12 protein-coding genes are annotated in these 12,918 nt (G+C 58.5%); 5 read left to right on the forward strand and 7 right to left on the reverse strand.

The annotated features are described in order from the left end of the window. Positions 1-6: 6 nt before the first annotated feature. Both DCG74_RS13790 and DCG74_RS13795 read left to right on the forward strand, forming a co-directional pair. On the forward strand, positions 7-390 hold the full coding sequence (locus DCG74_RS13790; RefSeq protein ID WP_172786807.1) for a response regulator: 384 nt from the start codon (positions 7-9) through the stop codon (positions 388-390). 452 nt (positions 391-842) lie between these two features. Further along, positions 843-2,174, forward strand: coding sequence for an esterase family protein (locus DCG74_RS13795; protein ID WP_172786806.1), 1,332 nt, complete (start codon positions 843-845; stop codon positions 2,172-2,174). 248 nt (positions 2,175-2,422) lie between these two features. Here the strand turns inward: DCG74_RS13795 and DCG74_RS13800 are convergent, their stop codons facing one another. After that, positions 2,423-3,262, reverse strand: a complete 840-nt coding sequence (locus DCG74_RS13800; RefSeq protein ID WP_172786805.1) for a Crp/Fnr family transcriptional regulator — start codon at positions 3,260-3,262, stop codon at positions 2,423-2,425. Positions 3,263-4,052: 790 nt separating this feature from the next. Then, positions 4,053-4,292 carry a DUF1127 domain-containing protein gene (locus DCG74_RS38995; RefSeq protein ID WP_172786804.1) on the reverse strand — a complete coding sequence of 80 codons (240 nt, stop codon included), beginning with the start codon at positions 4,290-4,292 and terminating at the stop codon, positions 4,053-4,055. A 144-nt stretch (positions 4,293-4,436) separates the two neighbouring features. On the opposite strand from DCG74_RS38995, the gene DCG74_RS13805 reads away from it, so the two are divergent. Next, positions 4,437-5,987, forward strand: a complete 1,551-nt coding sequence (locus DCG74_RS13805) for a winged helix-turn-helix domain-containing tetratricopeptide repeat protein (RefSeq protein ID WP_172786803.1) — start codon at positions 4,437-4,439, stop codon at positions 5,985-5,987. A 515-nt stretch (positions 5,988-6,502) separates the two neighbouring features. Here DCG74_RS13805 and DCG74_RS13810 read toward each other — a convergent pair. Further along, positions 6,503-6,760: a hypothetical protein gene (locus DCG74_RS13810; protein ID WP_172786802.1), complete on the reverse strand. Its 258-nt coding sequence runs from the start codon at positions 6,758-6,760 to the stop codon at positions 6,503-6,505. 414 nt (positions 6,761-7,174) lie between these two features. On the opposite strand from DCG74_RS13810, the gene ligD reads away from it, so the two are divergent. Next, positions 7,175-8,101: a non-homologous end-joining DNA ligase gene (gene ligD, locus DCG74_RS13815; protein ID WP_172786801.1), complete on the forward strand. Its 927-nt coding sequence runs from the start codon at positions 7,175-7,177 to the stop codon at positions 8,099-8,101. Positions 8,102-8,296: 195 nt separating this feature from the next. Here ligD and DCG74_RS13820 read toward each other — a convergent pair whose 3' ends face one another. From DCG74_RS13820 to DCG74_RS13835, 4 genes are all read right to left on the reverse strand, one after another. Next, the gene (locus DCG74_RS13820; protein ID WP_172786800.1) at positions 8,297-10,453 is read right to left on the reverse strand and encodes an exonuclease domain-containing protein; all 2,157 of its coding nucleotides are present in this window, start codon (positions 10,451-10,453) and stop codon (positions 8,297-8,299) included. A gap of 74 nt (positions 10,454-10,527) precedes the next feature. Further along, a complete protein-coding gene (locus tag DCG74_RS13825; protein ID WP_172786799.1) occupies positions 10,528-11,274 on the reverse strand; it encodes an SOS response-associated peptidase in 747 nt (248 codons plus the stop codon). 2 nt (positions 11,275-11,276) lie between these two features. Next, positions 11,277-11,726, reverse strand: a complete 450-nt coding sequence (locus DCG74_RS13830) for a hypothetical protein (RefSeq protein WP_172786798.1) — start codon at positions 11,724-11,726, stop codon at positions 11,277-11,279. A gap of 19 nt (positions 11,727-11,745) precedes the next feature. Then, on the reverse strand, positions 11,746-12,150 hold the full coding sequence (locus DCG74_RS13835) for a hypothetical protein (RefSeq protein ID WP_172786987.1): 405 nt from the start codon (positions 12,148-12,150) through the stop codon (positions 11,746-11,748). Between the two features lie 269 nt (positions 12,151-12,419). Between DCG74_RS13835 and DCG74_RS13840 the strand changes: the two genes are divergently transcribed. Next, positions 12,420-12,875 carry an Hsp20 family protein gene (locus DCG74_RS13840; RefSeq protein ID WP_172786797.1) on the forward strand — a complete coding sequence of 152 codons (456 nt, stop codon included), beginning with the start codon at positions 12,420-12,422 and terminating at the stop codon, positions 12,873-12,875. Positions 12,876-12,918 lie beyond the last annotated feature (43 nt).

The following is a 12,918-nucleotide window of genomic DNA, read 5'->3' on the forward strand; positions in this document are numbered from 1 at the left end:
CCCAAATTGAGCACCTATATTGTTGTCGTCGATGACGAACCCGATGTGGAAGAAATGTTCAAGCAGCACTTCCGGCGAGATCTGCGATCCGGACGCTTTGTGATGGAATTTGCGCTCTCTGCGCCAGCCGCGCTGGAGAAGGTGAAAACTATTCCTGATCCGTCGCTGATCTTGATACTTTCAGACATCAACATGCCAGGGATGACCGGTCTTGAAATGCTGCCCAAGGTGAAGGCGGAACGTCCGAACGTTCCCGTTATCATGATTACCGCCTATGGGGACGAAGCAACAAGAAGAAAAGCGACCGAGCTTGGGGCCGCGGGATTACTTCCCAAACCAATCGACTTCAGCCTCTTACGCGGAAAAATCGACGAGCGTCTGGAGCGGTAGTCTGGTTTGACCTATACCATGCCCAATCCACCGGCGCCATGTCTGCCAACGGCCCCACTTGCGAAGTTGTGTCTTGAGGGCCGGAAGTCCGCTCGTTGGGCCAGAGCGGACCAGATTTACTCGACCTGAGTTCTTCGCGTTTTGACCGAAGCGAACATCTACGTTCGGATCTTCGGTGTTAGGGAAGAATAGTTGCTAGCCGTTGACGTTGTAGTCGGCGATGGCTCCTTGCCCCTCTTACGAAGCCAGCCAGTCAATGAAGATTTGTCGTCGATCCTTCTTTGATGTGGTCGTGCACGCAACAGTTCATGATCGTGATCAGCGATATTATCGACACAATTTCAGCGAGCAAGCACTGCCACGAGGTGCCCGTCACTTGACCGGTCAAGGGCCCTTCGTCATATTTTTCCGCGAAAGACGAGCCATAAGACTCGTCGGCTTCGGAGGAAGACATGAACAACACATGGGCCGTCCTTGCGGGGACGATGATCTCAGCTGCAACGTTCTCGACCGCCACCTGGGCCCAAACTCCGCCTCCGTCCAACTGTGTCACCCAGAACATGGGTGTGCCGCCCAACGCCAACACGTCGGACAAAGGGGCGCCGTTCTTCATCGACACGACCGGCCTCGACTTCCAGACCAAGCCGCCGACCCGCGATCCCAAGAGCGCGAACTATCCGCCCGCGACCGAGCTTGCGGACGGCACGCTGCCGCCGGCCGGCGCGGAGGGAAATTTCATCATAGGCCCGACACACAATCCGGCGCCCGAGACGATCGCAAAGGAGGGTGTGCCGAAAGGCACCATCACGACGTTCACGCTGTCGTCCAAGGACAGCGTGATCTACAACCCCGGCCTAATCCGTGACGACATACCCGGCTGCGGCAACTCTTCGATCATGAGCACGACGACGGTGTCGGGCGACAAATCCAACATGATCGTTACCACCAGCCATCCCGGCACATGGACCCGCAATATCGAGGTCTATGTGCCGGCGAATTATGTCCGGGGCACAGAAATCCCGTTCATCGTGCTCGGCGACGGCGGCTCCACCGCCTGGAGGGACATGAACACGACGCTGGATAATCTGATCGCGCAGCGTCGCGTGCCGCCGATGGTGTCGATCCAGGTCGGCAATGGTGGACAGGACGCACAAGGCGCGCAGCGTGGGCGCGAATACGACACTGTGTCGGGCACCTACGCGCAATTTATCGAGCGTGAGGTATTGCCGCTGGTCGAAGAGAAGGCCGGCGTGAAGCTGACGAAAAATCCCGATGGGCGCGCCACAATGGGGTTGAGCTCGAGCGGCACTGCGGCTTTCACCATGGCGTGGTTTAGTCCCGAGCTGTATCGCCGGGTGCTGGCCTATTCGCCCACCATGGTGAACCAGCAATGGCCGTGGAATCCGGCATTGCGCGGCGGTGCCTGGGAATATCACAGCGCGTGGGCGGGGCCGGCTGGTCCCAACCTGATCGTGAAGGCAGGCCAGCTGACGCCGTCGGATCAGCCGGCAGGCGCGCCGCTCATCCCGGGTTCCCCGACAAAACCGATCCGCTACTGGTTCGAGATGGGGGATCAGGACCTGTTCTATCCCAATCCGACAATCCCTGACGGCATGCACGACTGGACGCTGTCCGCCGCGCTGATGGCAAAAGTGCTGGCGGAGAAAGGCTATCACTATCAGTACCTGTTTGCGCGCAACGCCAAGCATGTCGACCGCCCGACAGTGGCGCAGACGCTGCCTTCGGCGCTGGAATGGCTGTGGAAGGGCTATCAGATTCCGTGAGGTATTAGCCACGTAACGGCGAGAAGCCCGGCAATCTTCCAACCGATCAGGCAAGCAAATTCACTCTGGTGATCAATCAGAACCGCAAAGACGCTTGGCATCGCCGTGCCTCCGACCATGTTGGCTCTCGCTGACGGAGTGACCGAATAGCGCGTTGATGTCCGAGTTTGACCCCCAAGCGGACATCGTTGCGTCGCGAGAGCCGCACTGCGCGGCGACAGTAAGCCCTCAACGGTAATTGATGCCCTTCAAGCCGCGCCCCGCGCAGCTGCCATCTGTCGCGCGGCCTTCTCTTGTGCGAGAGCTGCTTCCAGCCGCGAGATGCTTTCCTGGAGTCGTTGGTTGTTTTCCAAAAGACGCTGGCTGGTCAGAAGGAGGATATGGTAGCCGAATTGCTGATCACTCTGAAAATAGATTTCAAGTAGCCTTTCATAAGTTATGGTCAGGACTTGGCCCTCTTCTATGCACTCGACAGTCGCGGTTCGCCGGTTATCGGGTGTGAGAAAGCCAAGCTCTCCCATGAAGCGCCCTGGCGGAAGCTCGACGCCGATTTCTTTGACGAGAAACGTCCCGGTGACGATGAGGAACATCTCCGAAGCGGCATCACCCTTCCTGAAGAGTATGTCGCCTCGGCGATATCTACGTTCGGTCATGAATGGTTTGAGCCATTCCATCGACCTGTCACCCCGCGTCGCGTTACGTGCTTTCTTAACGAGCTTGAGCAGTTGGCGGAGGCGAACGGCATTGACTGGCAACAGCAGCAGATAAAGCAGAAAGGTGGCGACGCTTCCAGAAAGCGCGCAAGAAATTGCGAAGAATGTACAGCCGACCATATTCGCGACCCGCAGCGGCACCATTCTCTGCATCAGCAAGGTAGCGACAAAGAATATGGCGCCAACTAAGGCGAACATGTTGGCGAGCGTGATGTTCACCAACACAATCTCAAACAGCCGATTGAACAGTGCGTCGTAGGTGATGTTGTCGGGATCAAGTCCCATTTGAATGAGGATCTTTGCGATCCTGAAATTGTCGGCCGCTGTATCAAGGATGCGGTCTAGAATTCTCGAAAAATCTGCATTGGAATTCATCAGATCACCCCTATGCAAACATTCGGTTTTGCAGGAGCTCGCGGACACGTGACAGTCGAAGTCGGACAGCACGAGCGGTATCGATCCACGTTCAGTATTACCCGGCGCGGTTGTTTTTAGCGATCACGAGCGTGTGGCCGGTATCGTGTCAACGCTCAGGCCGGGCAGGGCTCCGGGGGGCTTCGTCCTGCGATGCACAAAGCCGTTTCTGCCCGTAGACGGGTTCCTTCGCCGAGGGGGCGCCGCTTGTGACCCAGAGCAGTCGCCGGCCTCCACATAGATCAATTATCAAAACCAACACCTAATCGGCTCGTCTCCTACAATGAGCTCGGACAGAGCGGGTGGCAAGGAGCGTTGAACTGCAAGGTCTCTTTGGCACTTCCGTTCAAGTAAGTACGCAAAGGAGATCGCTAAGATGATTGATGCAACGCCGGCAAGGTAAGGCCACCGTTCGCCGCTCATGGAGCACTCCGTAGCAGGAGGGTTGGCAATCATTCCCCGAGCCTTGGTTCTAGTAAGTTACCACTTCATACTTCGCCCTCGTCAGATGTGAATTGGTTCACATCCCACCATTTTGTTTTCGTCTTTGTGCTAAGCCTCAGCGGTCGCGTCTGCCACGGCCGCAAGTGGCCCTTAGCGCCGAACGTCCATATTCGCGTTGACCTGAGCTCTCTGTGGTACACCGGACACGACCACGGACATAGCCGATCGACCCGAAGTCAGCATCTGCGGTTGCGCCTTCTGGTTGTGACTAATCATTCGACCTTCCATCGCTATCAGATATCGGCGTTCATTCACCCGATAGGATGCCTCGCGGATCGCTACCCCGGTGCGAGGCGACGTAGTCGATTTCGCCTCGCGAAATACCGATATCCATAAGCTCCCTGTCACTTAAGTCGCACAAGTTGGCCAGTAATCTCCGGCGCTTGTGCCACTCCTGAAATGCATTCCAGTATGCTTCGAGAGGACTGTAGACCTGCCGCCTTTCCGCTGCCGGTCCCAGCTCGGCGGTCCCGTGGATCGTGCTCATTGAGGGTGTCCTGCCTGGACTGTTCACTAGGCGGAAGTTGCCGCAAGAGGTGCCGGCGCGCTTAACTGGCGGCTTACATTTCTCTTACCGGCGGCTTATTCTTCATGGGCTCATACAGAAGTGGCCCCGAGAAGGAATGGCAGCTTGCGCTATCTTTTCGAGGAATACGCATTCGACACCGACCGGCGCGAGTTGCATCGCGGGGCACACGTCGTTTCCGTCGCACCGCAGGTGTTCGATCTGCTTGATTACCTGATCCGCAACCGGGAGCGGGTCGTCAGCAAAGACGACCTCATCAACGCCGTTTGGGATGGGCGCAGCGTTTCGGATGCAGCACTGACGACCCGGCTGAATGTCGCCCGAAGCGCTATCGGCGACTCCGGGGAGGAGCAGCGCCTGATCAAGACGTTGCCACGCAAGGGATTCCGTTTCGTCGGACAGGTGCGGGAGGCGCAAGACGTTGCGGGCCTAAATCCCGGCGATGCGCCCGAGAGTGCTCCTGCGCTTCCCGACAAGCCGTCCATCGTCGTGCTGCCGTTTGAGAACATGAGCGGCGACCCCGAGCAGGGGTATTTTGCCGATGGGATGGTCGAGGAAATCACGACGGCGCTGTCGCGGTTCAAATGGCTCTTCGTGATCGCGCACAATTCGAGCTTCACCTTCAAAGGCCGAGCCGTCGATATCAAGGAAGTCGGCCGCAGGCTTGGCGTGCGCTATATCCTTGAGGGGTCTGTGCGCAAGGCGGCGGGTAAAGTCCGCATCACCGGGCAATTGATTGATGCGACTACGGGGGTGCACATCTGGGCGGACAGGTTCGAGCGTGCTCTGACAGACGTTTTCACTCTCCAGGACGAAGTGACGGTCGCTGTTGTCTCGGCCATTGAGCCAAAATTGTTGCAAACAGAAATTGCAATGGCGACGCGGCGGCGAGCGGAGAACCTCACGGCGTATGATTTTCATCTCCGAGCCATGCAACAGTACTATTCGTTTACCCGCGAAGGGCTGGCCGAGGCGATCACGCTGGCTCATCGAGCCTTGGAGCTGGAACCTCGGTTCGGCCTTGTCGCGGCCCTGGGAGGTCTCTGTCATCTGCAAAACGTCGTTTTGGGCTATGCTGTCGATCCGCAATTCGAGCGCAAGGAAGCAATTCGGTTTGCCCGCATGGCCCTGAGCTTCGACGATAATGATCCAGACACGTTAGCACGTGCGTCCCTCATCTCGGCGTACATGGTCGGCGATTGTGAAAGTGCGATCGAACTGGCTGACCGCGCGGTCGCGCTCAACTCAAATTCATTTAACGCATGGCACTACAGAGGCACGGTCTATAGAGTTGCGGGGCTGCCGGAGGAAGCGATCCGGAGCTTTGAACCTGCCATTCGCATCAGCCCGGTAGACCCGCGACTACAACGGTTGTTTGCAGGAATGGGGCTAGCCTTTATTGAGCTTCGTCGCTTTGACGAGGCCATCGCCGCAGGGAAGAAAGCTCAACGTCAAAGCCCCTCCTATGTGGGAACTTACCGCTGTCTCGCGTCGGCTTTCGCCCATCTCGGACGCGACGCTGAGGCGCGTGAGGCGGCGGCGCGTCTGCTTGAGACCGATCCCACATTTACAATATCTGCGTTGATCGCCCGAGGCGGGTACTCAAACGCGAAGCTGCTGGTTGAGGGCCTTCGGAAAGCGGGGTTGCCCGAATAGACCGTGCTCGCCCGCATCAGCGGGTCGATCTATAGGCGCGATTTGCCGCGGCGCATGAGTCTGCTGTTGGCCCTTGCCGGTCACCTTCCGAAGGGACGCGCATGTCCGGTTATGAGGTACAATCCGACATTGTGACTTTGCCGCTGGGTCATTAACTCTTGTAAATCCCAAGCCGCTCAGTGACGACTATATTTTTGGAATGGCGGGGGTATTTGAATTGGTTCGGGAGTGCTGCTGACCCTCTATGGCGGGAAAGTGGTCGCCTCCGCGAACAGTCTTGTTCGTGGATTCAGTCATGTTGCTCTCAGAAAAATTCAGTGAGCGAACCATTTCCAACATGGATGTCGCATTGGACCGATGCCGCTGGCATTCGAAGGTCATCCAGCGCGGAAGTTCGTCGCGGAAAAAATCGTGGAGTGCGCCAACAAGCACACGCAGACGCTCGGCGGTTTGACCGAGGCGGGCAGGCGGGCGGTCGCTGAACTCGCAGCCGAAATCCTTGGAAACGAATTGAGCTACTGCAAGACCTTCGGCAACACGAGCACGATCTCGATTTCCTGCTTGAGGATGCGGCCGGCTATGTCTGCTATGAGCAGAGAGAAGTCATCCTCAATCGTAGCGGCTGTAGCTTCGTCATTGGCGTAGACGTACAGAAGAGGGCCTTCCACTTCCGCAAAACGAACACCGGTAAAAACGCGGTCAAACTCGTCTGCTCCAAGGATCGCAGCTACGCGGGCCTGAATGGCGAAGTCTTGAATGTCAGTTAAGTTCATGGACGCCAGATAGATACGATGCGCTCGGAAACAAGGCTAAGCGCAATCTGGTAGGCGTGAGCAGCCCTTTGCGTAGGTCCAAAAAGTATTTGTCAGGCCTTGATCCTTCGCTCACTCACTCAGTGCCCTCGTTGGAGGAAGGGATGTCAGTGCTCGCCATTCTGCCTAACGAGACCTCCCGTGTGGCAGAGGGGGTGTTCGCCATGCGGAACGCTCCTAGCCTGGTGTTCTCGGGCCGTTCAGCGGCCGTTCTCGTTGACGTTGAAAATACAACCGGGAATCGAGATCTCGGTTGTATGTGAGAACATGCTCGGAACGCCGCTTCAGCCCCGCGGTTGGAAAGTCGTGAGTAAGGTAGGTAAACTGCCCGCCGTGGGCCCCAACTTAACGGCGGGGTTTTTGTGAGTTGCGTAAGTGGCGAAGCGTACCAGGACCGCACCGGCAAAAAGGCCGCGTGCCGCTATTCCGGGCTTTATTAGCCCCCAGCTTGCGACCCTGAAGATGAAAGCGCCTTCGGGGGCTCAATGGATTCACGAAGTCAAATACGACGGTTACCGTATCCAGCTCCACATCGACGGAGATAACCGGAAGGTCTTCACCCGCAACGGTCTCGACTGGACACATAAGTTCTCCGTCATTGCCGGTGCCTTCGAGATCGAAGGGCAGGCCATCGTTGACGGTGAGGTGGTCGTCATCCACGAGGACCGCACCAACTTCTCCGAGCTACAGGCAGACCTCGCCAGAGGCGAACAGGACCGCTTGCTGTTCTTCGCGTTCGACCTTCTGTGGCTCGACGGACAGGACTTGCGGAAGCTTTCGCAGCTTGCCCGCAAGGAGCTGCTGAAGGATCTGATTGAATGCAATCAGCTCGAGGAGCCCATCCTCTACAGCGAGCACCATGGGGGTGACGGGCAGGCACTGTTCGAAGCCGCAAGGAAACTTAATTACGAAGGTATCGTCTCCAAGCGAGTTGACGCCCCATATCGGTCGGAGCGTGTGGAAGCTTGGCAGAAGGTCAAAGTCGTTCAGAAGGGAAAATTCCCTGTCGTCGGGTTCATCAAGGATCCAACCGGCGTCGCCGCTCTCTATCTCGGTAAGAAGGAAGGCAAAGAGCTTGTCTATATGGGCAAGGTCGGCACGGGCTGGAGCCGGACGACATCGCGCAAGATCAGAGATGTCCTCAATACTGTGGTGAGCCCGAGGCAGAAGCTCACCAAGCCCATCAAGAAGCCGAAAGCCACCTGGGTCGAGCCGAAGTTCTACGCGGACATCGAATACAGAGACATCACGTCGGAGGGATTGCTACGCGCGAGTTCCTTCAAGGGATTGTCTCGAAAATAACTTATGTTCCTGAGCCCTTCCGGTTCCGGACGTACAATCGTTCACACAGCAGAAGGAAGGCCCGATGGGATTAAAGCACAGGCAATTTAAGCGGACGGATTCCTTGGAAAGCAGACTGGCACAGATTGCGGAGGATGTGCGTGAACGAGCCGAGAAGGCACCCGGAGAGGAGTGAACCCTCCGACCAGAGCGCAACTAAGCCGCTTCAGCCTCAAGCCTCTCTTGGCTACGCTTTTGATTGATCAGATTCAACAGATGCGCCGAGGCTCGCGCGTCGCAGAGGGCTCGATGATGATTCTCGAGCTCGATTCCGTAGATTTCGCAGAGCTTGCCCAGCCCGTAAGATTTATGCCCCGGATAGCGGCGCCTCATTCCGGCGCACGTGCAGAGCTTCGGAAACCGAAAGCGTTGCCCGATCCGCTCGAATTCGTAGGAGATGAAACCGTAATCGAAGCTGACGTTGTGGGCGACGAAGATGCCGTCCCCCATGAACTCCATGAAGCGGTCCGCGACCTCGGCGAACAGAGGTGCGTCCCGAACCATTTCGTTCGTGATGCCGGTCAGTTGAACGATCTTTGCCGGGATGGAACGTTGCGGGTTTAGGAGTGAGTGCCACTCGTCCACGACACGGTGGTTGCGGATCTTCACAGCGCCGATCTCGGTGATGCGGTCGCCGTTCGACCATGAGCCGGTAGTCTCGATGTCGACCACCACGTAATCCTGCTCGGGGTCAAAACGATAATCGACCCGGCCGATCTCAGCCATGATGCCGGCGGCGCCGAGTTGACCAAGGCGGGTCAGTTGGTTGCGGCGGATCACATCCCCTTCCGCCTTGACCTCCATAAAGGAGGCCTTGCCGTCCTGGACCAACATCAGGTCGGGAAAGCCGTCGCGCATGCCACGGAAATCGTCGCACATGCTACGGACGATGCTGGCGATGCCGGTAGGATCGGACCCTTCGAGCAGCGCGCGCAGCGCCTCCACTTGCACGTGATCCCAGTTGAAGATCCCGTTCGGGCGGCCCCATCTCGCTGCGACGGTGCGGAGGATCAACGGGAGGGCTGATCCGGAGGCTATGGCTGCTAATTTCTCGTCGATTGTCGCGCCGAAAAGCCGACTGAAGCTGCGGTCCTTCAGGCAGTGCGGTAGCCAATCAAACCCGCTGGGCATGCGGGTACTCTCGAACAACTCGTCCCAGAAGAGCAGGCCGAACAGGGTGTGCCACAACACATTCTCGGCGAAGAAAACCTTCGTGCCCTCGCGCCGCAGCACGCCGGCGACGCCCGCTTCGGGATTGCCGCGATGGGTATCGTCGACGGTGATCGTGCGGCCAGACCGCAAAAGTTCGGTGTAGAGTCCTGTACGCCTGCCGCCGAACTTACGGGCGTAGAAGTCGGTGGCGAAGAGATGTTCGCCATCGCTGGCAGGATCATCGATCATCCGCTGCAACAGCGCTTCGGCCTCGGCCTTGTCGCCGGTGTTGTAGAGCAGGCGAACCAAGCGCTCGCTGCAGTCGGGAGAAGGCCCGGCACGGTAGAGCTGCCGGGCGAGATCGTTCTCGCCCGCCTTCTCGAAGAAAAGCCCGGTCTGATGCGCAGCTCGGCTGCGGAGATCGGCCGCGAACTCTGTCGTGCAAGCAGGACCGCCGAGCACGTCGATGGCGGCCCGTCTGTGGGCAACCTCCGATCCATCCTCCAGGCTGGCCAGCACCTGGCTGTAATGGAACGAGGCCAGCGCCTCCTCGGCATCGGTGAAGCGCGCGCTGAACGAGGTTTCGCGGTTGGTACGAAGGATTCCTAAATCGCGCAGCGCGAAATTCTTCAGATCCACCTCGGTCTTGCCGAAATAAAGGTAGAGCAAGAACTCGATCGGCCGCGTCCCGTCGAGCGCGATGAAGTTGCGGGCGCCGCAGTGCTGCGCGGCGACCGAGAAACGGATGCTCTGTAGATAGTAATCGATGAACTTCGGCTTCGACCATGATTTGCGGACATCTCCTCGCCCGGCCGCCTGCGCGCCAGTCACAAGGATGTCCTTTGGCAGGCATGAGACAAAGGCTGTATAGTCGGCCTCGCCGAGCTCGCGTGCGTGGCCGGCCGCAGTCAGGTCGGATGCCGCCCGCTCGACGTCACCGATCTCGGGGTAGTTGAACAGGGATCTGTTGAATATGGCACCACGCCTGTTGATCATGCGGACCAGCAGGCATCGTGCATCTCTCGAAAGGCCCTCGAACCGCGCGATGAAGGCGTGATGCTCCGGACCAAGCACGGGCGCGTACGTCCGCTGCACGAACCCCAGCATTTCGGCGAAGTGGTCGAGATAATAATAGACGGGCAGTTGGGGCAGTTTGGCCAAGCGGACCTTCGCGGCAGAATCGTTTGTTCTATTTCTGTTCTAACGTCGTCCTCGGAGTCAAGTGCCTCGACTGGCTACTGACCAGAGCCGGCGAGATCTGCTGTCGCTGGCACAGCGTCTTCTTTCACGCCGCGCGCGACGATCTGCAGTGTGCCGTCAGGAAGTGGCCGCTGCAGTTTCAAGGCTTCATCCGCCGGAGCCGTCATCCAAATCTCGACCTCTTCGGGCGTGGTCAGGATCGCTGGCATGGCCTTCGGATGGATGGCGAAGACTTCGGCATTCGCCTCCGTCGTCAGGAACGCATAGAGATCGTTGGTGGTCTCGCCTTCCTTGACCTTCCTGACCGAGGTCCAGTTGGCCCAGATGCCCGCGAAGCAGGCGAGGGGACGGCTCTCGTCAAGCGCAAACCAGATGTCGCCGCCCTCGGCCTTGTTGAACTCGCTGAATGAGTTGAATGGCACGACGCAGCGGTTCTCCACGCCCAGCCAGCGCGTCCAGTGCTTGCTCTTCACGTTGCGGATGTTCGTCGTGCCGCTGTCGGGCTCCATTCGGAGCAACTCCTTGAAATCGACGCTCTTGCCCTTCGCCTGTAGCTTCTCGGCTCGCTTCTTGGTCGCGTCCATGAGTGCTCTGGAAGACGACGGCATGCCCCAGCGGGCGATCGCGAGTTCGCGTCCGCTGGCACCGGTGCGGATGATCGGCGCCTTGTAGTCTGGAAACACGCCCGGCATCGGCGCGAGGTTGCCGACGTATTGGTTGACCACGCGGAACAGTGCGCTAATGGCGGCCTGGTTCGTGGTGATCGAGTAGAGATTGCACATCGTCAGGTCTCTGAGGGAGAGGTCCGGGGGTGGTGCGAGAGCTGCAGCAGCGTTGCAGAAGGTCGACGACCCGCCTTAGCACATTTGTTACAGCGAAGCCTGCCGGCCAGATCGTGCACAAACGTTGTCGCGACGTGCGGCAATGCCGCCAGATCAACATCACGTTTGGTCTTGCAGCGGGAGCACTGGATCTCGAGCCATGGGTAGCCGCCGTTGATTGCCTGATCGACCGCAGGGGAGGGATCAATGGGCTCACCGTTCGCCCACATGCGTTCGTTCCAGCTCTCGCACAGGAGACGATCGGCCTGCTTGATTAGCGCCTCGCCTTCGGCGCGAGCCGCTGCGGACTGCGCTGCTAGTATGGTGGTCATCGCGCGTGCTTTTCCGAGCTCCTTGCCCAACGCCTTTCGGTCGCCACCGGAGAGCGGTGTCGGGTGATGCTTCGGAGCCATCCGGGGCGCAAGCCATCAATCAGACAGGCTCGAAGGCCGGCCAGCAGCCGTCCTCCTCGTGTCGGCCAGTTCGGTTCTGACAGGTGTTGTCCAGCAATCGCTTCGCAACCTCCTTCCATCCGGCCTGCTGGCCGTACAGGCGGATCGCGTCGACCTTCTGGATTTCAACAATGCGCTCGCACCTGCGGCAAGAAACTCGCAGAACGTGCTGCGGGATCTCGCTGAGGCGGAGGCTCGGGCTTGAACGTCCGGCATCAGTAGTGTGGACATGGGCATCGTCGAGGAGGGCGCGCCAATATTCTTCCGGGATGTCATCGCCGGGCCCAAGCGGACGCTCCCTCGCGGGCGCTCTACCCATTGATGCTGCTAACTTTTCCATCTGTTTCGGGGTGGGCATGCGCCAACTCGCAGGTCGATCGGTCATGGCGGTAATTAGAACATAAAGAGAACAAATGTCGAGTCGGACCAAAGGAGTCCGTTGAAAATTTCCCGGCAGGCTGGAGGAGCCGATTAACCGTTGCGCTTCTCGCGAAAAAAATTCTGTCCACACGTCTTGAAACTGCTCCCTAGCTTCCAATTTTTTCCGGCGTCGTCGCAAGACGATCGGGATGCCGTTTGGGTCCCGCGACTGAGACGGGCACCGGTCGTGTCCGGTGCCGCTCGTAACCATTTTGCTCCCAGGAGGATCTGGCTATGCGCACTGTTGATTTTTCGCCCCTCTTCCGGTCGGCCATCGGCTTTGACCGTGTCTTCGATCTCGCCGAAGCAGCCCAGCGTGCCGGCGAGGAGACCTATCCCCCCTACAACATCGAGCGCCTCGACGAACACCGCTTCCAAATCTCGGTCGCTCTCGCCGGTTTTAGCCCCCAGGAGCTCGCTCTGACGGTCGAGCAAAACGTACTGACGCTGGAAGGGCACAAGAGCGAGAAAGAGGGGAAGACTTTCTTGCATCGCGGCATCTCGACCCGCAATTTCAAGCGCCAGTTCACGCTTGCCGACCACGTCGAGGTCAAAGGCGCCAACTTCGAGAACGGCATGCTTGTCATCAGCCTACAGCGTGAGATCCCTGAAGCGATGAAGCCGCGTCAGATTGCAATCAACGGCTCCGGGCCGAACAACGTGACGCAGATCGAATCTAGAGCCGCTTAAGGCCATCCCGCAGAATGGTTGAACCGCGCGGGTCCTCCCGCGC

Origin of the sequence: Bradyrhizobium sp. WBAH42 (genome assembly GCF_024585265.1) — a bacterium.
Taxonomy (GTDB): domain Bacteria; phylum Pseudomonadota; class Alphaproteobacteria; order Rhizobiales; family Xanthobacteraceae; genus Bradyrhizobium.